This is a genomic window from Streptomyces sp. NPDC040610, from assembly GCF_055594065.1.
In genome coordinates, this window is record NZ_JBVIXA010000013.1 from 21,936 (window position 1) to 46,792 (window position 24,857).

Genomic DNA, 24,857 nt, shown 5'->3' on the forward strand with positions numbered 1-24,857 from the left:
GCTCCTCGACCCCTCGACTCAGGAGTACACGAAGCATGGTGGACCTTCTCGGTGCGACCAGCGTGTCCGAGGTCTTCGCACGGCACGCACGCGAGATCGGCGACCGGCAGGCCGTCGTGATCGTCAGCGACCCCACGGACCCCGCATCCGCCCAGCGGCTCACGTTCGCCGAACTCGACCAGGCGGCCCGCGTGTTCGCCCGCGACCTGCGCGAGGTGTGCCCGCAGGGCGCCCGCGTGCTGCTGCTCCAGCCGACCTCGGCCGAGTTCGTCGCGGCCGTACTCGGCTGCCTCTACGCGGGGCTGGTCGCGGTGCCCTCCTCGATGCCCGGGCGCTACCAGCAGGACCAGCGCCGGGTGCGCGGCATCGCCCACGACGCCGACATCGGCTGCGTGCTCACCGCGCCCGACGAGCGCGACGACGTCCTCGCCTGGAGCGAACAGCAGGGCATCACCGCGCCGGTCCTCTCCCCGAGCATCGATCTCGCCCGCCGCGCCGACGACTTCGCCGTCCATGCCGCCGACCGCGAGGCCGTCGCCGTCCTCCAGTACACGTCCGGATCGACGAACGACCCCAAGGGCAGCATCGTCACGCACGGCAACCTCCTCGCGAACGCGGCGACCACGGACGCGGCGTTCCCCCTCGCCGAGGGCGAGACGTTCGGCGGCTGGCTGCCGAACTACCACGACATGGGCCTGATGGGCCTGATCCTGTCCCCGCTGCTCGCCGGGCACGGCACCGTCCTGATGCGGCCCGCCGCCTTCCTGCGGCGGCCCCGGGCCTGGCTCGAACTGATCGAGAACTTCGACATCGCCGTCTCGGCCGCGCCGAACTTCGCGTACGAACTCTGCGTCACCCGCGTCGCCGAGAAGGACGTGGCCGGGCTCGACCTGTCCCGCTGGAAGTACGCCGTCAGCGGCTCCGAGCCGGTCAAGGCAAGCGTCCTCGACGACTTCGCCGCGCGGTTCGCGCCCGCCGGGTTCCGGCCCGAGCACTTCGCGCCGTGTTTCGGCATGGCGGAGGCGACCCTGCTCGTCTCCAGCTCCCCGCGCCGCACCCCGGTCGTACTGCGCTGCGACCCCGGCGCCCTGGAGCGCGGCCGCCTGGAACCCGCCGCCGACGGCCCGGCCCGCACGCTCGTGAGCTGCGGCGCGCTGCTCGACATCGAGGCCAGGATCGTCGAGCCGGCGACCCTGGAGGAGCTGCCGCCGGGGCAGATCGGCGAGCTGTGGCTGCGCGGCGACTCGGTCGTGCGCGGCTACTGGCGCAACGACGAGGTGACCGGCGCGACCTTCGGCCAACAGCTCGGTGGCGAGGGCGGGTTCCTGCGCACCGGGGACCTCGGTGTGCTGGTCGCCGGGGAGCTGTACATCACCGGACGCATCAAGGAAATGATGATCATCCGGGGCCGCAACGTCTACCCGCACGACATCGAGCACGAACTGCGCCTGCACCACGAGCCGTTGCGCGACACCGTCGGCTCCGTTGTGTCGGTGCCCGCGGACGACAGCGACGACGGCCAGCTCGTGGTCATCCACGAGGTCCGCCGCCGCGCCCCCGACGACGAACTGGCCGCGCTCGCCAAGCGGATGCGCAACACCGTGTCCCGCGAGTTCGGGCTGCGCGCCCACTCGGTGCTCCTGATGCGGCGCGGCGGGGTGCGGCGCACCACCAGCGGGAAGGTCCAGCGGTCCGCGATGCGCGCGCTGTACCTGGAGGGCGCGCTGCAACCGCTGTGGTCCGACGGCTATGAGCAGCGGCCCGAGCCGGCCGTATCCGCGACAGGAGAGTTGAGTTGAGTACATCCGAGCTGGCCGCGGAGGTCGACCTCTGGTCGCGGCCCGGCGGCCCCTTCGACCCCGCGCTGCTCGCCGCGCACGACGAGGCCGAGACGTTCCCGGCCCAGGCCTGTGCGGCCCTCGACCAGTGGGGCCTGCCCGACCACTACGTCCCCGGCAGGCACGGCGGCCGCCTGGAGCGCCTGGACGAGGTGCACAGTCTGCTGCGCACGGTGGCGGCCCGCGACGTGACCGTTGCCGTCGCGCACGGCAAGACCTTCCTCGGCACCGCGTCGGTGTGGGCCGCGGGCGACAGCGCGGCGGCGGCCTCCCTCGCCCGGCACGTCCTCGCGGGCGAGCCCGTTGCCTGGGGGCTCACCGAGCCGGAGCGGGGCAGCGACCTGCTCTCCGGCGAGGTCACCGCGGTCAGGGACGGCTCCGGCTGGCGCCTTTCCGGCCGCAAGTGGCCCGTGAACAACGCCACCCGCGGCCGCTTCGTCTGCGTCCTCGCCCGCACCGACCCCGGCGGCGGGCCGCGCGGCTTCAGCGTCTTCCTGGTGGACAAGGACGCCACGCCCCGCGGCACCGTACGCCACCTGCCGAAGGTGCCCACGCACGGCATCCGCAGCGCCGACATCAGCGGCGTGGAGTTCCGGGACGCCCGCGTGCCCGCCCACGCCCTCATCGGAACCGTCGGCGGCGGCCTGGAACTCGTCCTGAAGTCGCTCCAGTTGACCCGCGTGGCCTGCGTGGCGCTGTCCCTCGGCGCGGGCGACCACGCCCTGGAGATCGGCCGGGACTTCCTGGCCGAGCGCCGCCTGCACGGCAGGCGCCTGGCCGACCTGCCGCACGCCCGCGCCGTCGCGGGCCGGGCCGTGGCCCGGCAACTGCTCGCCGAGGCCCTCTCGTTCACGGCGGCACGCGCCGCCCACGAGGTGCCCGAAGAGCTCAGCACCGTGTCCGCGATCACCAAGGCGCTGGTGCCGACCCTGGTCCAGGGACAGCTCCGCCTCGTCGGTGAACTGCTCGGCGCCCGCTCCTTCCTGACCGGCGTGGACGGCTACGGCGGCTTCGCCAAGATCGAGCGGGACCACCAGGTCGTCGGCATCTTCGACGGCAGCACCTGGGTCAACCGCAGCGCCCTCGCGACGAGCCTGCCGGCCCTCAGGCCCGGCCGCCGCCCGCGCCCGGGCACCGGCCGCCCCGTGCGGGAGTGGCTGCGCGCGGACCACGAGCCCGCCGCCCTCGACCTGAGCCGCCTCGGCGTGATGCCGCGCCGCGACTCGGTCCTCGGCGCCCTCGGCGAACTCGTCGCCGCCGTCACTGCGGACCCGCCCGGCGGCGCCGACCGCCTCGCCGCCCGTCTGCTCGACGCCCACGGCGAGCTGGGCGCGCGCATCGCCGCGCTCCGGCCGGCCGCGGGCCTGCCCGCGACGGCGACGATGCGGCTCGCGGAGCACTACGAATGGTGCTTCGCAGGGGCCGCCGCCCTCGCCGTGTGGGCCGCCAACCCACAGGCCCACGACCGCCCCGCGTGGCGCGACGGCCTGTGGCTGCGCGGCGCGCTCGCCCTGGTGCTCGAAGGCCTCGGCCACCGGCCCCCGGAGGCGAACGGCGTCTTCGACGAACTCGGCCGCCTGCTCCTCAGCGACGACGGCGCCCGTATCTCCCTGTTCGGCACGCCGGTGGAGGTGTCCGCATGAGTGACGTCCACGCACGCATGGAAACGCTCGAGGAACGCCTCGGCGACCCCTTCGACGCCACGAACGGCGCCGGGTTCGCCGCCGTCCTGACCGCCGACGAACGCGAGGAGGTCCCCGTCGGCGGCGCGGCCGCCCTCGACGAGTTCGGGATCCTCTCCGAGTTCGTCCCCGGCGCGCTCGGCGGCCGCCTCGAACGCGTCGACCACCTCGTCGAGCTGATGCGGTCCGTCTACCGGCGCGACCCGAGCCTCGGCCTCGGCCACTGCTCTAGCTCCCTGCTCGGCGCGGTCAACGTCTGGACCGCCGGATCGCCCGACCAGCGCCGCGACACGGCCGAACTGCTGCTCGCGGGCAACAAGGTCTCCTGCGCGTTCCACGAACTCGCGCACGGCAACGACATCGGCTCCGTCGAGTTCGCGGCCACGCCCGCCGACGGCCGCCTCGTCCTGAACGGCCGCAAGGAGTCCATCACCAACCTGGACCGGGCCGACGCCATGGTGTTCCTGGCCCGCACCGACCCCTCCGGCGGCCCCCGCTCCTGCTCGCAGCTGCTCGTGCCGACGGCCGACCTCGACCCGGACCGGGTGCGGTTCCTGCCGCGGTTCCGCTCCGTCGGGATGCGTGGCGTGCGCCTCGGCGGCATCGCCGTGGACTCCTTCCCCGTCGACGACGACGCGCTGCTCGGCGCCCCCGGCACCGGCCTGGAGACGGCCAACCGCGCCTTCCAGCTGACCCGGATCGCCATGCCCGCGATGAGCACCGCGATGTTGGACACCGGTCTGCGCGTCACCCTGCACCACGTACGCCGCCGCCATCTCTACGGCCGTGACGCCGCGTCCATCCCGATGGTGCGCACCACCTTGGCCAACACCTTCGCCGACCTGCTCCTGAGCGAGGCGTTCGGGACCGTCGCGGCCCGGTCGCTGCACGCCCTGCCGGAGTCCGGCAGCGCCTACGCTCCCGCCGTGAAGTACCTCATCGCCGGGGTGACGCTCGACGCGTTCGAGCAGCTGTCGCTGGTGATGGGCTCCGAGTTCTACCGCCGCGACGGGCAGCACGGGGTGTTCCAGAAGATGGCGCGGGACATCAAGCCGGTCGGCTTCGGGCACATCGCCCGCGCCGCCTGCCTGTCCGCAGTGCTGCCGCAACTGCCGGTGCTCGCCCGCCGTTCGTGGCGGGACGCGGCCCCCGCCCCGGCCGCCCTGTTCGTCCCCGACGCCGAACTCCCGCCGCTCGACCTGCCGGGACTGCGCGTCACCGCGGGCGGCAAGGACGGCCTCGTGATGGCGCTCAACGCCGCCCTCGACGACGACGTCCCCGCGCCGCTGCGCCCCCTGATCGAGCGCCAGATCAGCGGGATGCGCGAACTCACCGACGCCTGCGCGGGCCTGAAGCCGCGTGACCTGTCGATCGCCGCCACTGTCGAGGTCCGCGACCTCGCCGCCCGGTACACCACGGCCCTCGCCGCCGCCGCGTGCGTCGGGGTGTGGCGGCACGCGCCCGGCGACGACTTCCTGGCCCGCCCGGAGTGGCTCGTCGCCGCCCTGACCCGCCTGGAGGGCATCGCCACCGGTCAGCCCCAGGACGTACCGGCCGAGGTGGAGGGCGCCCTCGTCGACGAACTCCTGAGCCGCGACGACCGCACGGTGAGCTTCGGCCTCTCCGCGCGCCAGTACCGCTGACCGGCCCGACCGATCAAGACCGTCCCGCATGCGCGCACACGACCCGTGCGGCAAGCGACCTGTGCGACAAGTGACTTGAGGAGCAATCAGATGGAGAACACGGCTTCCGACACGCTCACCCTCGACGAGCTGGAGCGCTGGCTCGTCGACCGGGTCGGCGAGTACGTCCCCGACCTCGACGCGCCGGTCGACCCCCAGCAGGAGCTGGGGGAGTACGGCCTCGACTCCGTCGCGGTGGTCGCCTTCGCCGCCGACGTGGAGGACTGGCTGGGGATCCAGGTCGAGCCGACGGCCGTGTGGGACCACCCGACGGTCGCGCGCCTCGCCACCTATCTGCTGGCCGAGCGGGAGCAGCAGCGGGCCGCCACCGCCTGACGGCGATGTACCCGTTGTCACGATCTTCGGCAAAAGTTGTGACATGGAAATCAAGGTGGCGAAGGGTCCATTGACACGGCTTTCCGGCCGTGTGCCGACACGCGCGTCCCTGTGCGTGTCGGCATTCACACGTGAAGAGAGGGCTGGCCAACATGGCTGAGTCGAAGAGTGCCGCGACCGCGCGGCAGACCGTGTCGCGCAATCCCGCCGACCTCGGGGACGTCGTCGCGGAGCGGGCGCTGAGCGACGCGGACGGCCTGGTCGCCGCCGCCAGGGCCGCCCACGGCGCGCGCACCGCGTGGGCGGCGCTGCCCGCGCCGCTGCGGGGCCGGGTCGCGCAGAACGTGGGGCGGCTCGTGGCCGAGAACAAGGAGGCGCTGGCCGCCCTGATCACCCGGGAGGTCGGCAAGCCCTACGGCGAGGCCCTGGGCGAGGTGCAGGAAGTGATCGACACGTGCGACTTCTTCCTCGGCGAGGGGCGGCGCCTGTACGGCCAGACCGTGCCCAGCGAGATGCCCGACAAGCAGCTGTTCACCTACCGCAAGCCGCTGGGCACCGCCGTGATCGTCACGGCGGCGAACTTCCCGGCCGCCGTGCCCGCCTGGTACCTCGTACCGGCGCTGCTGTGCGGCAACACCGTGGTGTGGAAGCCGTCGGAGTCCGCGGTCGCCGTCGCGGAGGCCCTCGCGGCGCTGTTCACCGCGGGCGGGGTGCCCGAGGACGTGCTTCGCCTGGTGCACGCCGACGGCGAGGCCACGTACGCGGGCCTGGAGCGGGCCCTGGAGGAGGGGCTCGTCCAGAAGATCGGCTTCACCGGGTCGACGGCCGCGGGCCGCAAGGTGAGCGAGCTGGCCGGACGGTATCTGCAGTCGCCCTGCCTGGAGCTCGGCGGCAAGAACCCGCTGGTCGTCACCGACGACGCCGATCTCGAACTCGCCGTCCAGGGCGCGGTGTTCAGCGGTTTCGCCACCGCGGGGCAGCGCTGCACGTCCCTGGGCACGGCGATCGTCCACCGCGATGTGCACGACGAGTTCCTGCGCCGCTTCAGCGCGGCCGTGGCGGACCTGACCGTCGGCGACCCGCGGCGCGAGGAGGTGTTCTACGGCCCGCTCATCGGCGAGCGGTACCTGGAGAACTTCCTCGGCTCCCTGGACCTCGTCCGCCCCCACCACGCCCTGTCCGGCTCCACCGCCACCGGCCGGGTCACCTCCGCGAGCCCGCGCAAGGGCTTCGTCGGCGACCCGGACGCGGGCGTGTTCGCGCACCCGGCGATCGTGGCCGGGGTGCGCCCCGACGACGAGCTGTACCGCACCGAGACGTTCGGCCCGCTCGTGTCCGTCATGGCGTACGACACCTTCGACGAGGCCGTCGACCTCGCCAACGGCCACGGGTACGGTCTGTCGGCCGCGATCTACACCGGCTCCGCGCGGACGGCGTTCTCCTTCCGCGAGCGCTGCACGGCGGGCATGGTCAGCGTCAACAACTCCACCGTCGGCGCGGAGGCGCACCTGCCCTTCGGCGGCAACGGCCTGTCCGGCAACGGCAGCCGCCAGTCGGGCATCTGGGTCATCGACCAGTTCACCTCGTGGCAGTCGGTGAACTGGGACTACGCGGGCACGCTCCAGCGCGCGCAGATGGACGTCCAGGACATCGACGCGGACCTCGGGTTCCGGCTGTCCTGACCCGGCTGTCCCGACGCGGCCCGTCCGCCACAGGAGCCCGCAACGGGCGAAGGACGCCTCCGACCACGGTGTCGGAGGCGTCCTTCGTGTGGCCTGCGGCGCGGGGGGTGCCGCGGGCCCGGGCGCCGCCGCCGGGCGGGGGTCCCGGCGGTGGCGAGGTCGGTCGGCGCGTCAGTCGCCGCGCACGGTCACATCGCCGATCTTCGTGCGGGCCTCCACCGGCGTGCCGGACGAGGAGTCCCGGTCGACGTCCACCTTCCGGTCGCCGATCTTGGTGAAGGCGTTCACGTCGTACGGCCCCGAGTTCTTGGGCAGGTGCAGCTCCACGTCGCCCATCTTGCTGACGGCCCTGAGCTTCTCGAACGGCTCGATGTCCTCGAAGCGGATGTCACCCAGCTTCGACGTGGCCTCGGCGGAGTCGAAGTCGACGTGCTTGAGGGTGACCGCGCCGGTCTTGCTGAAGCCGACGAGCCGGGCACCGGTGATGTGCTCCAGGCGGACACCGCCGATCTTCGTACGGGCGTCCACGGAGCCCCGTACGCCCTTGACGGTCACATCGCCGAGCCGCGTCTGGACCTTCACCCGGGTGCCGGCCGGCACCGTGAGGCGGTAGTCGGAGCCGCACTTGCCCATGCCCTCGCCGCAGTCGGTGCTGACGCGCAGGGTGTCGCCGTCCTGCTCGATCTTCTCGTCGGGCGAGCGCAGCGACTTCGTCAGCTTCTTGTGCAGCTCCGGCTTCTCGCCCTGCCCGGCCACGTCGATGTCGACGTCGCCGCTGTCGATGTCGACCACCACGTTGCGGGTCGACTTGTCGATCGCGGAGGTGCCGGTGTCGGTGCGGGTGACCAGGAACAGCAGCAGGTACCAGGCGGCCCCGCCGACGAGCGTGATGCCGGTGAGGATCGCGATGACGCGGATGACGCGCCGCACGACGGAGCGCCGGGGGCGGCCCGCCGGGCTCGGCGCCGAGCCGGTCGAGGTGAGGGTCTCGTACATGTCCAACTCCGGTCTTGGATGGTGAGCCCGGCTCGGAGACTTGCTCACTCCGGGGATCTGCGTGTGTCGGCGAGGGAGTCGAGGTACTGCAGGACGGCGAGGACGCGGCGGTGGCCCTGGTCGTCGGGGAGCAGGTCGAGCTTGGTGAAGATGGAGCGGATGTGCTTCTCCACGGCGCGTTCGGTGATGAACAGGCGCTCCGCGAGGCCGCCGTTGTTCAGCCCTTCGGCCATCAGCGCGAGCACCTCCCGCTCGCGCGCCGTGAGCGGCGCGAGGCCGTCCTGCTTCTGCGTGCCCGCGAGGACCTGGCTGACCACCTCGGCGTCCAGGGCCGTGCCGCCCTCGGCGACGCGGTGCAGGGTGGCCACGAACTCGTCGACGTCGGCCACGCGGTCCTTGAGCAGATAGCCGAGCCCCACGCTGCCGTTGGCGAGCAGCTTGGAGGCGTACCTGGCCTCCACGTACTGCGACAGGACGAGGACGGGCTGGCGGGGGTCGCCCGCGCGGATCGTCAGGGCGGCGCGCAGCCCCTCGTCGGTGTGCGTGGGCGGCATGCGCACATCCACCAGGCACAGGTCGGGCGCGACGTCGGCGACCAGGGCGAGCAGTTCGTCCGCGTCCCCGGCCTGCCCCACGACGTCGATGTCCTCGTCCATGAGCAGCTTGGCGAGGCCGCTGCGCAACAGGACGGAGTCTTCCGCGATGACAACGCGCAACATGGTGATGCTCAGGCCTTCCAGGGAAGCGTGACGTCGACGACGGTGGGGCCACCGGCGGGGCTGGAGAGAGTGAGGTGGCCGTCGACCGCGTGGATCCGGTCCCGCAGGCCGCGGATGCCGGACCCCCGGTCGGCGTCGGCGCCGCCGATACCGTCGTCGGTGACGAGCAGGCGCAGCAGGTTCTCCTCGCGGAAGACCCGCACCGCCGCCCGGTTCGCCGCGGCGTGCTTGGCGATGTTGGTGAGCAGTTCGGACACCACGTAGTACGCGACCGCCTCGGCGCGTGCCGTGGGGCGCTCCGCGAGGCCGACGGAGAGCGTGACGGGCACCGGGCTGCGGGCCACGATCGTGGTCAGGGCGGGTTCGATGCCCTGCTCGGTGAGGATGGACGGGTGCAGGCCGCGGGTGACGTCGCGCAGCTCCTGCATGGCGGCCTTGGCCTCCTCGTGCGCGGCCATCAGCAGCTGCCGTGCCTTCTTCGGGTCCCGGTCGAAGCGGGACTTGGCCCGGCCGAGGCTCATCGCGACCGAGAGCAGCCGCTGCTGCGCCCCGTCGTGCAGATCGCGCTCGATGCGCTGCCGCTCCACCTCGGCCGCGTCGACCATCCGCGAGCGGCTGTCCTCCAGGTCCATCATGCGGCGCACGAGATGGTCGACCTGGTTGGCGCCGAGCATCCGGGCGACCATGGCGGACTCGGTCCTGGCCAGCGGCCCGCTGAGCCAGAGCCCGGCGGCGAGCAGCGCGAGCCCGATGGCGAGGCCGAGCACCATCCCCGCGACGGTCGAGGGGTCCACGCCGAGCAGCGAGGCGCCGCTCGGCAGGAACCAGCCGAGCACCGGAAGCACCGCGAGCAGCAGCCCCGCCGCGAGCAGCCCGACCACCAGGCCGCCCACGCCGAGCCCCCACATCGTCATGACCGCGGTGAAGCCCAACTCGCGCCAGGCCCGGCGCCCGAAGAGCCGCTCCAGGCGGTCCTTCCAGCCGCTGCCGGACTGCGTGAGCGGCATGTCGATGTCCAACTCCTGCAGGAAGTACAGCCGTTCGCGGTCGACCCGGGCGATCCACCCGGCCAGCTTCATGGCCAGGGGCAGCAGCGGCAGACCGAGCAGCAGCAGCGGCGTGAGGCCCGCGCCCAGCGTGAACAGGATGATGGGCACGCAGTACAGCGGCGTCATCGCCAGCGTCGTCAGCAACTGCAACAGGTCGTTTCGGGTGTCCCGGCCGAGCGGTCCCCGTGCCACGCGGTACAAGGCCGCACGTATCCGCGGTGGTCTCAGCCTCACGGCGCCCCTCCGGTCTCCAACTCGACTACCAGGGATCTTAGGCAGCACATCGGCTGTTCTCCGAGCGTGCAGGCGCTTCCTTCGCCGGTAGTGGCAGCACTACCGGTCGATGGGTGGCTGCACGCCTGACCGTGCGGGGGGCCGCTGCGTAGCGTCACGGCGTACCCCCTGACGAGGAGCTTTGACGATGTCAGTGACCGAGGAATCGCACCAGAGGGACGCCGCGCGCCAGCGCAACGCCCCATCGGGGAGCGCCCCGCCGCGCGGAGTCGTGGAACGCACGGCCGCCTGGAGCATGGCCCACCGCAAGACCACGCTGCTGCTGTGGGTCCTCGCGGTGATCCTCGCGTACGGGGCGAGCATGGTCACCGGCGTCGAGGACCAGGAGGACGCCGACAGCCTGACCGGTCAGGCCGCCGTCGCCGAACGCATGCTGGACGACGCGGACTTCGCCGACGAGGGCGTCGAGCGCGTGCTCATCCAGGCGCGCGAGGGCAAGCTCTCCGAGGCCACCGCGGACTCCGTGGTCACGTCACTGCGGGGGCGGTACGCCGACGTCGCGGACGTGGCACGCGTCGGCGACCCGGTCACGTCGAAGGACGGGCGCAGCGTGCTGCTCCCGGTCACCCTCGACCTCGGCACCGGCGACGACAAGAAGAAGCCCAAGGCCGTCGTCGGCCCCATGCTGAAGGCCACCGAGGCGGAGCAGAAGGCCCACGGGGACCTGCGCGTGGAGCAGCTCGGCAAGGGCTCCGTGACCAAGGAGTTGAGCGCCAAGCTGGGCGCCGACTTCCAGCGGGCGGAGTTCATCAGCCTGCCGCTGACCCTGGTGATCCTCCTGGTGGCCTTCGGCGCGCTGCTCGCCGCGGGGCTGCCGGTGCTGCTCGGCATCACCGCGGTGGTCTTCGCCATGGGGCTCGCCGGGATCACCTCGCTGCTCGTCCCCGTGAACGAGAACCAGGCCAGCCTGATCCTGCTCATGGGCCTCGCCGTCGGCGTCGACTACTCGCTCTTCTACATCCGGCGCCGCCGCGAGGAGCGGGCCCTCGGCAAGTCGCCCGAGGCGGCGCTGCGGATCGCCGTGGCGACATCGGGGCGAGCCGTGCTGGTCTCCGGTCTGACGGTGGCCATCGCGATGGCCGGAATGTTCCTCTCCGGCAGCATGCTGTTCTCCTCGCTGGCCCTCGGCACCGTCCTGGTCGTCCTGGTGGCGGTCCTCGGTTCGCTGACGGCGCTGCCCGCGGCGCTCGCCGGGCTCGGTGACAAGATCGACCGGCCGCGGATCCCGCTGCTGTGGCGGCGCACCAACGTCGGCAAGGAGAGCAGGCTGTGGGGGGCCGTCCTGCGCCCCGTCCTGAAGGCGCCCGGAGTGTCCCTGACCATCGGCCTGGTGGCGATGCTGGCGCTCGCCGCGCCCGCGCTCGACATGAAGCTGAAGATGCCCGGCGACGAGGACCTGCCGCGCTCCTACGAGGTCATGCAGACCTACGACCGCGTGGTCGAGGCCTTCCCGAGCGAGGGCACCTCGCACGCCGTCGCCGTCCAGGCCGACAAGGCCCGCGCCGGCGAGGTGGCGAAGCTCCTGACCGGCCTGCACACCAAGGCCATGGCGACGGGCCGCTTCGCCGCATCGGACAAGCCGGACCTCTCGGTGTCGAAGGACGGCCGGGTCTCCCGGCTCGAACTGCACGTCAAGGGCGACGCCGGCGGCAAGCAGGCCAAGGACACGCTGAAGCTGCTGCGTTCGGACCTGGCACCGCAGGCACTGAAGGGCGCGGACGTCGACAAGTGGGCCGTGGGCGGCGCCACCGCCTTCTCCACGGACTTCTCCAAGACGCTCAAGGACCGGCTGCCGATGGTGATCGGCTTCGTGATGCTGCTCTGCCTGGGGATCATGCTGCTCGCGTTCCGCTCCGTGGCGCTCGCGCTGCTCACAGGTGTCCTCAACGTCCTTTCCGTGACGGCCTCTTACGGCGTGCTCGTCCTCGTCTTCCAGCACGAGTGGGCCGAAAACGTCCTGGGCTTTGACTCAAATGGAGCGGTCGTTTCCTGGCTGCCGCTTATCCTGTTCGTAGTTCTTTACGGCCTGTCGATGGACTACCACGTCTTCGTGCTGAGCCGGATTCGTGAGGGTGTCAGCCGGGGGGGCTCTGCACATGAGGCGATTAGGCACGGCATTCTCACGTCCGCCGGTGTGGTCACCACAGCCGCTGTGATCATGGTCGCCGTGTTCGCGGTCTTCGCGACGCTCTCGACCCTGGAAATGAAGCAGTTGGGCGTGGGACTGGCCGTCGCCATCCTTCTCGACGCCACCTTGATCCGCGGTGTGCTGCTGCCCGCCGCGCTCAAACTGCTGGGCTCGAAGGCATGGCGCGCGCCGCGATCGCCGCGCACCGTCCCGGCCGCCTCCCACGACTGATCGGCCCGCGCGAGGGAGGACCGGGTCCTGCCCGGTCCTGCCCTCCGTGTGTCCGGCGGCCAGCGAACTAAGGAGATCAGGTAGATGGGTGGGTGGGCCGCGGTTCCTTCCGGTCTGGTCGTGCGGTCGGGTGAACTCCATGTGTTCCGGGTGGGCCTGGAGCCGGCGCGTCAGGCCATCGCTCAGGCGCTGGAACTGGTCACCGACGCCGAGCGCGCCACCGCCGAGGCCTTCGGCCGCTCCGGCGACGGCTGGGCCTTCCTGAGCGCCCGGGCCACGACCCGCAGGGTGCTCGGCTGGGTGCTCGGGCGCAACCCCAGGAGCGTCGAGTTCTGCCGCACCGAGCACGGGCGCCTCGCCCTCGTCGACCACGAGGTGTGCTTCAGCTCCGCGTACGTCGGCGACCAGCAGCTCGTCGCCGTCTCACTGATCAGCGAGGTCGGCGTCGACATCCAGGACGGCGACGTGGCCTACGGCGAGAATCTGCACCTGGCCCTCACGGAGTGGGAGCAGCGACTGCTGCGCAGGCTGTCCCCGAACGCCCGGCAGATGTTCTTCCTGAGCCTGTGGACCCGCAAGGAGGCGGTGCTGCGGGCGGCGGGCTACGGCCTCAGGGTCCCGCCGGACGAGGTGGACGTGCTCGTCGAGGACGGCGCGGGCGTGGTGGCGGTGCCGCTGCCCGACGGCTCCGGCATGACCGAGGTGCAGGTCCGCGACCTGCCCAGCGGGCGCGGCACCGTGGCGGCCGTCGCGGCCGCGGGGCCCGTGACCGCCCTGCACACCTGGACGTTCAACCCGACTTTCCACGAGGCGCACTCCTACTGAGACCCGCTGGAGCCGGGCCGGGACCCGCTGGGGTCCGGCCGGGCCCACCGAGGTCCGGTGGGGCGCCCGTGGTGCTGAACTCCGACTGACCGGATACGGACGACAACCCCCTGGCACTCCGGTCCGTCAGTCGGTGGCCGCGGCCGGCCCGTCCCCGGGGCCGGCCGCGAGCATTTCGCTCAACTGCCGCCAGGCCTCCGACGATTTGCGATAGGCACCCGCCCGGTCCAGCGTCTCGGCCGCGAGCCGGTAGCTGTCCCGGGCCGCCGCCGTGTTCCCGGCCAGGGCGTGGGCGCGGGCCGCGAGCAGCTGGCACTGCCCGAGCCCGGCCAGCGGCAGCTCGGCGTCGCAGTCGCACACCTTGGTGGTCAGTTCGAGGACCCGCTCCGGCTTGCCCTGGCGCAGCGCCAGGTGGGCCTCGGCCAGCATCAGCTCGGCCATGTCGTCGTCGCGGCCGACGAGTTCGAGGGCCTGGCGGGCGCGCGCGAGCAGCCGTGCCGCGTGCCCGGTGGCGTCCTGCGAGAGGTCGTACTCCAGACGGAGCGCCGCGGACGCCCGGCACAGCCGCGCCCAGGCCCCCAGGTTCACCTCGGGGCGCAGACACGCGAAGGCCTGTTCGTGCAGGTGGACGCCGTCCTCGGGGCGGCCGCACAGGAAGCGGGCGCTGCCCGCGGCCCAGTAGACCTGGCCGCGCAGCTGCCGGGAGGGGATGTCCTCGGCCGTCTCCTGGAGGGTGTCGGCGAGACCGGCCGCGTTCTCCAGCTCACCGCTGTCGGTGTAGGAGTTGATCAGCGCCAGCATCGCGCCGACCCGCTCGTGGGCGGTGGGCGACAGGGCGACGGTGACCGACACGGCGTGCTCGGCGGTGCGGACGGCCTCGCCGAGGCGGCCCTGGCGGCGCAGGTTCTCCGAGAGCGCGGTGGCGACGCGCGCGCCGAGCCGGGGCGTCTCCTGGGACAGCGCGGTCTCGGCGAGACCGGCCAGGACCCGGTGCTCGGCGGTGGTGTCGCCCAGCTCGCGCAGGACGTCGGCGAGCTCCCACGTGGCCTCCCACAGCACATCCTCCTCGGCGTGCCCGGTGGCCGCGGCGCCGATGCCGCGCAGCATCTCGGCGGCGACGGTGAGCTCGCCGTCCTTGCGCAGGGCGCGGGCCTCGAGGAGCTTGCCCGCGATGTCGAGCCGACGGCTGCGGTGCTCGCCCTCGTCCGGGGCCGCGGGGTTGGTGAGGGCGTCCAGGGGGACGTCGAGCCGGCGTGCGAAGAAGGCGGCGATGAGTTCGTTCGGTGAACGCCGACCGCTCTCCACCCGGGAGACATAGCTGGCCGACACCTCGTCGCCCGCCAGTTCGGTCTGGGACAGGCCACGCTGCACGCGCAGCATCCGCAGTCTGCGTCCGAACGCGGGCTGTTCGATCATCTTCGTCCTCAGGGATCGCCCCGGCTTGCCGGGAGGCGACAAGCGGATGCCGCCGGGCACGCCGCGTGGCACCGCTCTTGGTCAAGGACCGCAAGGAACGTGCGGCCCTGTCACCGGCTATTACGGCGGCAGAGTAGGGCGAAGGGGGTATGGCTGTCGAACCGGTGCGCAGCCGCGTCGTGAACTTGGCGACTTCTTAACACCATTGCAGGTCAACGCCCTACCGCACGGTGCGTGCAATTTTTGGCTTGAAGTGTGACAGGGCCGTGTCTAGTGTTGTGCCTCGTGTGACAGGCCCTGTCACACGTTTGACGGGCTCTGTCATTTTTTGTGACAGCTCACGGGGAGGGCGTCGCAGTGGATGTCGTGCACGGGGGAAATCACGGCCAGGCCGAAAGACGACCAGAGACGGAGTGGGAAGTTCCACTCTCGGTCGGACAGGCCTCACTCTTCTTCCTCCAGGAACTCGCGCCCGACTCGCCGTCGTACCACGTCGCCGGAACCGTCAAGGTCACCGAGCGCCTCCACGCCGAGCCGCTGCGCCGCGCCTGGGACGCCGTCTGCGCCCGCCACCCGGTGCTCACCAGCACCGTCGCCCCGGGGATCGAGGGCTATGTGCAGCGCTGGTACGCAGCCGAAGCCCCCTTCGCCGTCACCGACACGCCGGGCATAGCCGCCGACGAGCTGCGGATCCTCGCCACCCGCGACTACGAGCGCCCCTTCGCCCTGGCCCACGAGGCGCCCGCCCGCCTCTTCGTCTACCAGGACACCACCGCCACCACCGTGCACCTCGTCCTGCACCACGTCGCGGGCGACATGAGCTCCCTGTTCATCACGCTGGAGGACCTGCTCACCGCCTACCGGTCCGAAGTCGAAGGCACCCCGGGTCTGCCCGCCGGGCCCGACACCTCCTACGCGCGTCACGTCGCCGCCGAGCGCGCCTTCCTCGCCGGGCCGCGCGCCGAGGCCCTGAGCGACTACTGGACGCGTCGGCTCGACGGCTGCCGCTTCGCCCTCGACCTGCCCGGCATGACCGCGCCCCGCCCGGTCACCGACCCCGACGCCCCCGCCCACGTCCCGTTCCGCCTCGGCGCCACGACCGTCGACCGGGTCCGGGAGCTGGCCGGATCGAGCCGCAGCACCACCGCCACCGTGCTGCTCGCCGCCTTCAACGTGCTCCTGCACAAGCTCACCGGCGGAGACGACCTCGTCGTCGGCTTCCCCGTGGAGGGCCGCAAGACCTCCGTCAAGCGGACCGTCGGCCACTTCACCAACTCGCTGCTCCTGCGCACCCGGGTGCGGCCGGAATCCACCTTCACCGCCGTGCTCGACGCCACCCGCACCGCGCACGTCGACGCCGTCCGGAACCGGGCCCTGCCCACCCCGACCGTCCTCGGCCGCCTGAACCCCGGCTCGGCCCTGTCCGGCCAGTCGCTGTACCAGGTGAGCTTCCAGTTCGAGTCGGACCGGCTCTCTTACGGCACCCGGTCCATCGCCGGCGATCTGGGCACCGTCCACCTCTCCGGCTACGACACCGAGCCGGTGCCGGTGCGCCAGCAGGTGGCGCAGTTCCCGCTGCGGGTCCAGGCGGGCGAGGTCGACGGCGAGGTGTACGGCGTCCTGCACTTCGACCCGGCGCGGCTCGACGCGGACACCGTCGCCGGATACGCCCGGCTCTTCGAGACCCTGGTGACCGAGGCCGTCACCGACCCGGCCGCCACCGTCGCCGAACTCGGCGCCGACCCGGGCGCGGGCCCGCGCCACTCGGGCGCCGGGGCCCCGGCGGCGGGCGACGGACAGCCCGTGCACCGGGCGATCCTGGCGCACGCGCGGACCGCGCCGGACGACGTCGCCCTGATCGACGGCGAACGGTCGTGGACGTACGCGGAGTTGGAGCGCGCGTCGGCGGTGGTGGCCGTGCGGCTGCGGGACGCGGGCGTCGGGCCCGAGTCCGTGGTGGGTCTGTGCCTGCCGCGCGGCGCGGCGACCGCCGTGGCGATGCTGGGGGTGCTGCGGGCCGGGGGCGCGTGGCTGGCCCTCGACCCCTCGTACCCGGCCGAGCGGCTGCGGCTGATGGCGGGCGAGGCGGGCTGCGCGGCCGTCGTGCGCGGCGCGGCGCAGCGGGAGTTGGCGGACGACGTCGTGCCCGCGGGCACCCCGGTCCTGGAGATCGACGGCCTCGACCTGACGGCGGACGTCGACCGGACGGGTCTGGACGCGGCGCACGCCGACGACCTGGCGTACCTGGTCTTCACCTCCGGCTCCACCGGCCGCCCCAAGGGCGTCGCCGTCACCCACGGAACGCTGGCCCGCTCCACCGCGGCGCGCGCCGCCTTCTACGGGCCGAACGCGCCCCGCTTCCTGCTCCTTTCGTCCTTCTCCTTCGACAGCGCCTACGCGGGCATCTTCTGGACGCTCACCCTCGGCGGGGCGCTGGCCGTGCCCGACGCCGACCAGGTCAAGGACGCCGACGAACTCGCCGGTCTGGTCGAGCGGCACGCCCTGACGCACACCCTGACCGTCCCCTCCTTCTACCGGGCCCTGCTGAACCGGCCCGGCGGGCCCGGACGTTCCCTGCGGACCGTCGTCGTCGCGGGCGAGGCCTGCCCCGCCGACCTGGTCGCCGAGCACCGCGCGGCCCTTCCCGACTGCGCCCTCGTCAACGAGTACGGCCCGAGCGAGGCCACCGTCTGGGCCACCGGCCACTTCTGCGCCGCCAGCGACCCCGGCACCGTCCCCATCGGCACCCCGATCGCCGGAACCACCGTGTACGTCCTCGACGACGCGATGCGCCCGGTGGTCCCGGGCGGCGTGGGGGAGTTGTACGTCGGCGGGGCGGGCGTGGCGCGCGGCTACGCGGGCCGGGGCGACCTGACCGCCGAGCGGTTCGTGCCCGACCCGTTCTCGACGGTGCCCGGTGCGCGGCTCTACCGCACGGGTGACCTCGTCCGGTTCGACGGTGCCGGTGCCCTGGAGTTCCACGGGCGGGTCGACGAGCAGGTCAAGGTGCGCGGCTTCCGCGTCGAGCTGGGCGAGATCGAGGCCGTGCTCCGGTCCGCCGACTCGGTCACCGACGCCGTCGTGGCCGCCGTGCCCGCACCCGGCGGCGGTGAACTGCGCCTGGCCGCCTACGTCGTGGCCGCCGACGGCACCCCGGTGGACACCGGCCTCCTGCGCGCCTGGGCCGGGGAGCGGCTGCCCGCGCACATGGTCCCCGCCGCCGTCGTGACCCTCGACGCGCTGCCCCTGTCCGTCAACGGCAAGGTGGACCGGCGCGCCCTGCCCGCGCCCCGCTGGGAGACGGCCGCCAAGGACTTCGTCGCGCCCCGCACCGACGAGGAGCGGCGCCTCGCCGAGGTGTGGTGCCAGGTGCTCGGCCTCGAACGCGTCGGCGTGCACGACGACTTCCTCGCCCTCGGCGGCGACTCCATCCAGTCCATCCAGGTGGTGGCCAAGGCCCGCAGGGCCGGACTGCGCATCACCCCGCGCCAGCTCTTCGAGCACCCCACCGTCGCCGGGCTCGCCGCGCAGGCCGAACTCCTGCCCGCCGCTGCCGAATCGACCCTGGACGACCTGGCTCCGGGCGGCGCCGACACCACCGGTCTGCCCGCCGGACTGCTCGCCTCCTGGGAACGCGACCTCGGCCCGCTGCACGCCGTGTGGCCCATGTCCGCCCTCCAGCAGGGCATGCTGTACCACGCCCTCGCCGAGCCCGCATCGGACGCCTACACCGAGCAGTTGGTGTGCGTCCTGCGCGGCGACCTCGACCCGCGCGCCTTCCTCGACGCCTGGCGCGGCGCCATCGCCCGGCACTCCGCCCTGCGCGCCCGCTGCTCCTGGCAGGAGACCGACCGCCCCCTGCTCGTCGTACCCCGCGACATCGACGTACCCGCGCGGTACGAGGACTGGACGGCCGCCGACGACAGCGCGGCGCCGACCGCGCAGGAGCGCCTGGACGACTTCCTGGCGCGCGACCGCGGCGAGGGCTTCGAGCTGAGCGGCGGCCCGCTGGTGCGCCTCGCGCTGCTGCGCACCGGCGCCGACGAGTGGACCTTCGTGTGGACCAACCACCACATCCTCATCGACGGCTGGTCCCTGCCCGTCGTCGCGGGCGACGCCTTCACGCTCTACCCGGCGCTGCGGGCCGGTACCGACATCGAACTGGTGCCCGCCCCCGACTACGGCACCTTCGTGCGCTGGAACGAACACCGCGACCGCACCGAGGACGAGGCGTTCTGGCGCAAGCAGCTCACCGGCTTCACCGCGCCCGCGCTGCTCGCCCCCGGCCGCGCCCAGGCCGAGCACCACCGCACCGGCACCCACGAGCCCGCGCTGCGGCTGCCCGACGAGCGCGCCCTTGCCCTGCGCGAGACCGCCCGCGACCGCGGCGTCACCCTCGCCGCGCTCGTCCACGCCGCCTGGACGCTGGTCGTCGCCCGGCGCACCGGAGCCAGGGACCTGGCCGTCGGCAGCGTGCTCTCCGGCCGCCCCGCCGAGATCGACGGCATCGAACGCACCGTCGGCCTGTTCATCAACACCCTGCCGCTGCGCGTGCGGATCGCCGACGACCTGCGCGCCGATGAGTGGCTCGGCGCCGTCCACCAGGGCCTGCAGGAACTCACCGACCACCAGCACGCCCCGCTCGCCGACGTCACGTCCTGGGCCGGGGCCCCCGCGGGCGCCCCGCTCTTCGACTCCATCGTCGTCGTCGAGAACTACCCCTTCGAGGGCTTCGGCACCGAGGGCTTCACGCTGGAGAGCGGCCGCCTCCTGGAGCGCACCACCTACCCGGTCAGCGTCCAGGTGATGCCCGGCGAGCACCTGGAGCTGCGCCTGAGCGTCGACGCCGCAGCGTACGACGCCGACACCGCGCGGCGGCTCCTCGACGACCTCGACCGCGCCCTGGACGCCCTCACCGGCGACCCGGCCGTCACCCTGGGCGAGCTGGGCACGAGCGACACCGAGGCGCTCCTCGCCTGGTCCGGCGCCGCGGTTCCGGCGGCGGACAGCGTGGGCCTGGTGCCCGAGGCGGTCGTGGCGCACGCCCGGAGGCAGCCGGACGACGTGGCCCTGGTCGACGGCGAACGGTCCTGGACGTACGGGGAGGTGGAGCGCGCCTCGGCCGCGGTGGCCGTGCGGCTGCGCGCGGCGGGCGTCGGTCCGGACGGCGTGGTGGGCCTGTGCCTGCCGCGCGGGACCCTGATGGCGGTGGCGATGCTCGCCGTCGCGCGGGCCGGAGGCGCGTGGCTCGCGCTCGACCCCGCGTACCCCGCCGAGCGGCTGCGGCTGATGACCGGCGAGGCGGGCTGCACGGCCGTCGTGCGCGGCGCGGCACAGCGGGACGTCCTCGACGGCCTCCTGCCGGGCGACACCCCGGTCCTGGAGATCGACGGCCTCGACCTGACGGCGGACGTCGACCGGACGGGTCTGGACGCGGCGCACGCCGACGACCTGGCGTACCTGGTCTTCACCTCCGGCTCCACCGGCCGCCCCAAGGGCGTCGCCGTCACCCACGGCCAACTCGCCGTCCACCTCGCGCAGATCGGCGGCGCCTTCGGGCTCACCGCCGCCGACCGGGTCCTGGTCTTCGGCTCCTTCTCGTTCGACGTGAGCACCGAGCAGCTGCTCGCGCCGCTGACCGTCGGCGGCGCGGCCGTGCTCCGCCCCGACGGGCTCCTCGCCACCGACGAACTCCTCGCCTTCCTCGCCGAGCACCGGGTCACCGTCTTCAACCCGCCGACCGGCCTGTGGCGCCAGCTGGCCACCGCCCTCGCCGACGGCGCCGCGGTGCCCGCCGCCCTCGTCGTCCGCCTCACCGTCGTCGGCGGCGACGCCATGCCCGCCGCCGAGACCGGCATCTGGCGGCGCACGGTGGGCGGCCGCGTCATCAACGCCTACGGCCCCACCGAGACCGTCATCACCGCCACCGTGCACGAGGTCGGCGTCGACGGCGCGACCGGCACCGTCCCCCTGGGACGGCCCCTGCCGGGCCGCACCGTGTACGTCCTCGACGAGGCGCTGCGCCCCGTGGTCTCGGGCGGCGTGGGGGAGCTGTACGTCGGCGGGGCGGGTGTCGCACGCGGCTACGCGGGCCGGGGCGGGCTCACCGCCGAGCGGTTCGTGCCGGACCCCTTCACGTCCGAGCCGGGCGCGCGGCTCTACCGCACGGGAGACCTCGTACGGTTCGACAGCGCCGGTGCCCTGGAGTTCCACGGGCGTGTGGACGAGCAGGTCAAGGTCCGCGGCTTCCGGGTGGAGCTGGGCGAGATCGAGGCCGTGGTGCGGGACGCCGCCGGAGTGGCGGACGCGGCGGTGGCCGCCGTGGCACCCACGGGTGGCGGCGAGCCGCGCCTGGTCGCGTACGTCGTCGCCCGCGCCGGAGCCGCCTGCGAACCGGCGACGGTCCGGGCCTGGGCCGGGGAGCGGCTGCCCGCGCACATGGTCCCCGCCGCCGTCGTGGTCCTGGACGCGCTGCCCCTGTCGGCCAACGGCAAGGTGGACCGGCGCGCCCTGCCCGCCCCCACGTGGGAGGCCGACGACCAGGAGTACGTGGCGCCCCGCACCGAAGTGGAGCGGCGCCTCGCCGAGGTGTGGTGCCAGGTGCTCGGCCTGGACCGGGTCGGCGTGCACGACGGCTATCTGGCCCTCGGCGGCGACTCCATCCTGTCGATCCAGGTCGTCGCCCGCGCCCGCCGCGCCGGGATCCACCTGACCCCGCGCCAGATGTTCCAGTACCCCACGATCGCCGACCTCGCCCCGCACGTCACCACGGGTGCGAGCACCGGGTCCCGCGCGCAGGGCGACAGCACGGACGCGCTCAGCCCGATCCAGCGCTGGTTCCACGAACTCGACCTCGACACCTCGGCCCACTGGAACATGGGCCTGCTCCTCGGCCTGCGCACCCGCGTCCAACCCGACGAACTGGGTGCGGCGCTCAACGCCGTGGCCGAGGCCCATGAGGCGCTGCGGACCCGGTTCGTGGACGGGGACGCCGAGGGCGACGACGCCGCTGGTGACGGGCGTGGCGTACGCGCCGTGGTCGATCCGAAGGTCGACGTTCCGGTGGAGTACGGCCAGCTGTCCGGAGACGGCGTCGACGAGCGGCTGCGGGAGCTGGCCGACGAACTCAACACCCGCGTCGACCCCGCCCGGGGGCCGCTCCTGCGGGCCCACCTGGCCGACCTCGGCCCCGACGTGCCGCAGCGGCTGCTGCTCACCGCCCACCACCTGGTCATGGACGCGGTGTCCTGGCGCATCGTCCTGGAGGACCTGGAGTTCGCGCTCGACGCCGTCCGCGCCGGCGAGCCCCCCGTCCTCCAGCCGGAGGGCACAACGCACCGGCAGTGGACCGCCGAACTGCGGCGCCGGGCCCTGGACCCGCAGGTCCTCGACCGGGTCCGCGCCGACCTCGACGAGATCGCGGCGCTCGCCGGGCCGAGCACCGGCGCGCCCGCCCCCGGCACCGAGGGCGCCGCGCGCCGCGCCCGGCGCGCGCTGACCGCCGAGGAGACCGAACAGCTCCAGCAGACGCTCGTACGGCGGCTCGGCGGCACCCTGGAAGAGGGTCTGATCACCGCGACCGCCCGTGCCCTCGCCCGGGTCGACGCGCTGCCCTCGGTCGTCGTGGAGCTGGAGAGCCACGGCCGCGAGGACCTGCACCCCGACCTCGACCTGTCGCGCACGGTCGGCTGGTTCACCACCCTCGCGCCGTTCCCGGTGGCCACCGCGGACGCCGACCCGCTCGGCACCCTGTGGGACGTCCGCGCCCGGCTGCGGGACCTGGTGCACCGGGGCATCGACCACGGCGTGGTCCGGCACCTGGCCCACGACGAGGAGCTGGCCCGCCGGTTCGCTGAACTGCCCGTGCCGCACGTCAACTTCAACTACCTGGGCCGGGTCAGCTCCAGCGCCGACCCGCGGGCCGCGCTCGAACTCCTCGCGCCCGGCTTCGGCCAGGTACGCGACCCGCACGGGACGCGTCCCGCGGCGGTCGTCGTGGAGAGCCTCATCACCGACGGCCGCCTCGCCGTCGAGGTGGAACACACCGGACAGGACGCCGCGGACACGCTCGCGGACGCCGTCCTGGACGAACTCCGGGCGCTCACCGCCGAGTCGGACGCGCCCGTGCTCACCGCCGGACTGCGGCACGGCACCGCGCCCGTCGCCGCCGTGCGGGACTGGGCCGCGCGCCGGGGCGGCCTGACGGCGGTCTGGCCGCTCACGCCGACCCAGGAAGGCATGGTCTTCCGCAGCCTCGCCGAGGACGGCGCGGCGGGCAGCGGGGTCTACGTGGAGCAGCTCGTCTGCGTCCTCGAAGGCGACCTCGACCAGGAGGCGTTCGCGCGGGCGTGGCAGGCGGCCGTGGACCGGCACGCCGTGCTGCGGGGCGTACCGGTGTGGCAGGACGTGCCGCGTCCGCTGCTCGTGGTGCCCGCCGCGTGCGAACTGCCCGTCACCTTCTTGGACTTCACGCCGGACGGTACGGCGGCGAGAGCGGGCGGGGACGCACGGGCGGGCGGGGACGGGCGAGCGGGCGGGGACGCGAGAGCGGGCCGGGGTACCGGGGAGCCCTCGGGTTCCGCCGACGCCGACGTGCGCAGCGACGCCGACGCACGCCTCGACGCCTACGTACGACAGGACCGGCACGCCGGCTTCGACCTGCGCGAAGGGCCGCTCGCGCGGCTCGCCGTGGCCCGGCTCGCGGCCGACCGCTGGGCCTTCGTGTGGACCAACCACCATGTGCTGTTCGACGGTTGGTCGCTGCCGATCCTGCTCGGCGAGGTCCTGGAGCACTACGCCGCGCACGGCCGGGGCGAGACCCCGCGGTTCGCCCCGGCGCCGGACTTCGGCGCGTTCGCCCGGTGGGTGGCGCGCCAGGACCCGGACGCCTCCCGGGAGTTCTGGACCAGGAGCCTCGCCGGGTGCGGCCCGGTGCCGCTCGCACCGGCGGCGGACCGGCCCGCGGTCCACCGCGACCACGAGGTGGCGCTGCCCGCGCCGGACACCGGGCGCCTGCGGGACACCGCGGGCCGTCTCGGCGTCACCCTCGGCGGCATGGTGCACGCGGCGTGGGCCCTCACCCTCGCCGCCGAGACCGGCACGGACGACGTGGTGTTCGGCAGCGTGGGCTCCGGGCGGCCCGCCGACCTCGCGGACGTGGACCGTACGGTCGGCATGTTCATCAACACCGTGCCGCTGCGCACCCGGCTGCCCGCCGCCCTGCCGGTCGGCACCTGGGCCCGGGACGTACAGCAGGCACTGCACCAGGCACAGGAACACATCCACACGCCGCTCGCCCGGATCGCCGTGTGGAGCGGACGGACCAGCTCCGCCGGGCTCTTCGACACCTCGGTGATCGTGGCCAACTTCCCCTTCGCCGACCTCGGCACGGGACTCCCCGGCCTGTCGGTGACCCGGTCCGAGGCGCTCGAACAGACCGAACTTCCCGTCACCGTCTCCGCCGCCCCCGAAGGGGACCGGCTCGTCATCGCACTCAACCACGACACCGTCCGCGTCCCCACCGAGCGGGCCGCCGCCCTCGCCGACCAACTGTGTCGCGCCCTGACGGCGCTCGCCGAGGACACCGCGACCGTCGGCGAGGTCCGCGCCGCGCTCGGCGAGCGGGCCCGCGGCGAACGCGCCGCGGGCCGCGCCCGGCGGGCCGCACGCCTCGGCCCGGCCGCCCGGGCCCGCGCCTGAGCCAGGCCGCGCCACGCACCACCGCACGGCACCGGACACCACACCCAGCTCAGCACGCACCGCACAGCTCAGCACGGCACTGCACAGCTCGGCACATCACCTCAGCACAGCGCGGCACGGCAGTGCACCGCGCGGCACCGCACCAAGCGGCGCACCGCATCAAGCAGCGCACCGAGCACCGCACCACCCCGGAGGGCCGCCCCGTCGCGGCCGGTCCACCCCGCCCGCCCGGACACGCCCAGGTCCCCGCGGGCCCTACCGACAAGCAAACGGAGCACCC

At 73.6% G+C, this 24,857-nt stretch carries 12 protein-coding genes; 8 read left to right on the forward strand and 4 right to left on the reverse strand.

The features are described 5' to 3' along the window. Positions 1–35: 35 nt before the first annotated feature. The 5 genes from ACZ6AA_RS33445 (at position 36) to ACZ6AA_RS33465 (ending at position 7,220) form a co-directional block, all read left to right on the forward strand. Positions 36–1,799 (forward strand): fatty acyl-AMP ligase, encoded by a 1,764-nt coding sequence (locus tag ACZ6AA_RS33445; protein WP_471462236.1) that lies wholly within the window; start codon positions 36–38, stop codon positions 1,797–1,799. Further along, on the forward strand, positions 1,796–3,481 hold the full coding sequence (locus ACZ6AA_RS33450; protein ID WP_471462238.1) for an acyl-CoA dehydrogenase: 1,686 nt from the start codon (positions 1,796–1,798) through the stop codon (positions 3,479–3,481). Before ACZ6AA_RS33445 ends, ACZ6AA_RS33450 begins: the two co-directional genes overlap by 4 nt. Continuing rightward, positions 3,478–5,163, forward strand: a complete 1,686-nt coding sequence (locus tag ACZ6AA_RS33455) for an acyl-CoA dehydrogenase (protein WP_468458686.1) — start codon at positions 3,478–3,480, stop codon at positions 5,161–5,163. The genes ACZ6AA_RS33450 and ACZ6AA_RS33455 overlap by 4 nt, the downstream gene beginning before the upstream one ends. A gap of 90 nt (positions 5,164–5,253) precedes the next feature. Further along, positions 5,254–5,538 (forward strand): acyl carrier protein, encoded by a 285-nt coding sequence (locus ACZ6AA_RS33460; protein WP_405652595.1) that lies wholly within the window; start codon positions 5,254–5,256, stop codon positions 5,536–5,538. A 152-nt stretch (positions 5,539–5,690) separates the two neighbouring features. Beyond that, positions 5,691–7,220 (forward strand): aldehyde dehydrogenase family protein, encoded by a 1,530-nt coding sequence (locus ACZ6AA_RS33465; protein WP_471462241.1) that lies wholly within the window; start codon positions 5,691–5,693, stop codon positions 7,218–7,220. Between the two features lie 171 nt (positions 7,221–7,391). Here the strand turns inward: ACZ6AA_RS33465 and ACZ6AA_RS33470 are convergent, their stop codons facing one another. The 3 genes from ACZ6AA_RS33470 to ACZ6AA_RS33480 are packed head-to-tail and all read right to left on the reverse strand — an operon-like array spanning position 7,392 to position 10,176. Then, a complete protein-coding gene (locus ACZ6AA_RS33470) occupies positions 7,392–8,216 on the reverse strand; it encodes a DUF4097 family beta strand repeat-containing protein (RefSeq protein ID WP_468458690.1) in 825 nt (274 codons plus the stop codon). 44 nt (positions 8,217–8,260) lie between these two features. Next, positions 8,261–8,932: a response regulator transcription factor gene (locus ACZ6AA_RS33475; RefSeq protein ID WP_405657045.1), complete on the reverse strand. Its 672-nt coding sequence runs from the start codon at positions 8,930–8,932 to the stop codon at positions 8,261–8,263. Positions 8,933–8,943: 11 nt separating this feature from the next. Further along, the gene (locus ACZ6AA_RS33480; protein WP_471462243.1) at positions 8,944–10,176 is read right to left on the reverse strand and encodes a sensor histidine kinase; all 1,233 of its coding nucleotides are present in this window, start codon (positions 10,174–10,176) and stop codon (positions 8,944–8,946) included. Positions 10,177–10,405: 229 nt separating this feature from the next. Here ACZ6AA_RS33480 and ACZ6AA_RS33485 point away from each other — a divergent pair, with 229 nt between their 5' ends. Both ACZ6AA_RS33485 and ACZ6AA_RS33490 read left to right on the forward strand, forming a co-directional pair. Next, positions 10,406–12,637 carry an MMPL family transporter gene (locus tag ACZ6AA_RS33485; protein WP_471462245.1) on the forward strand — a complete coding sequence of 744 codons (2,232 nt, stop codon included), beginning with the start codon at positions 10,406–10,408 and terminating at the stop codon, positions 12,635–12,637. Between the two features lie 84 nt (positions 12,638–12,721). Then, positions 12,722–13,462, forward strand: coding sequence for a 4'-phosphopantetheinyl transferase family protein (locus ACZ6AA_RS33490; RefSeq protein ID WP_468458696.1), 741 nt, complete (start codon positions 12,722–12,724; stop codon positions 13,460–13,462). A gap of 126 nt (positions 13,463–13,588) precedes the next feature. Here the strand turns inward: ACZ6AA_RS33490 and ACZ6AA_RS33495 are convergent, their stop codons facing one another. After that, the gene (locus tag ACZ6AA_RS33495; RefSeq protein WP_471462248.1) at positions 13,589–14,878 is read right to left on the reverse strand and encodes a helix-turn-helix domain-containing protein; all 1,290 of its coding nucleotides are present in this window, start codon (positions 14,876–14,878) and stop codon (positions 13,589–13,591) included. 357 nt (positions 14,879–15,235) lie between these two features. On the opposite strand from ACZ6AA_RS33495, the gene ACZ6AA_RS33500 reads away from it, so the two are divergent. After that, positions 15,236–24,577, forward strand: a complete 9,342-nt coding sequence (locus ACZ6AA_RS33500; RefSeq protein ID WP_471462251.1) for an amino acid adenylation domain-containing protein — start codon at positions 15,236–15,238, stop codon at positions 24,575–24,577. Positions 24,578–24,857: the final 280 nt, after the last annotated feature.

What these genes read in the sequence shown, in the direction of transcription:
- ACZ6AA_RS33470 (WP_468458690.1), bottom strand. Translation starts at nt 8,216, where the DNA reads ATGTACGAGACCCTCACCTCGACCGGCTCGGCGCCGAGCCCGGCGGGC.
- ACZ6AA_RS33485 (WP_471462245.1), top strand. Translation starts at nt 10,406, where the DNA reads ATGTCAGTGACCGAGGAATCGCACCAGAGGGACGCCGCGCGCCAGCGC.
- ACZ6AA_RS33455 (WP_468458686.1), top strand. Translation starts at nt 3,478, where the DNA reads ATGAGTGACGTCCACGCACGCATGGAAACGCTCGAGGAACGCCTCGGC.
- ACZ6AA_RS33445 (WP_471462236.1), top strand. Translation starts at nt 36, where the DNA reads ATGGTGGACCTTCTCGGTGCGACCAGCGTGTCCGAGGTCTTCGCACGG.
- ACZ6AA_RS33490 (WP_468458696.1), top strand. Translation starts at nt 12,722, where the DNA reads ATGGGTGGGTGGGCCGCGGTTCCTTCCGGTCTGGTCGTGCGGTCGGGT.
- ACZ6AA_RS33495 (WP_471462248.1), bottom strand. Translation starts at nt 14,878, where the DNA reads ATGATCGAACAGCCCGCGTTCGGACGCAGACTGCGGATGCTGCGCGTG.
- ACZ6AA_RS33460 (WP_405652595.1), top strand. Translation starts at nt 5,254, where the DNA reads ATGGAGAACACGGCTTCCGACACGCTCACCCTCGACGAGCTGGAGCGC.
- ACZ6AA_RS33465 (WP_471462241.1), top strand. Translation starts at nt 5,691, where the DNA reads ATGGCTGAGTCGAAGAGTGCCGCGACCGCGCGGCAGACCGTGTCGCGC.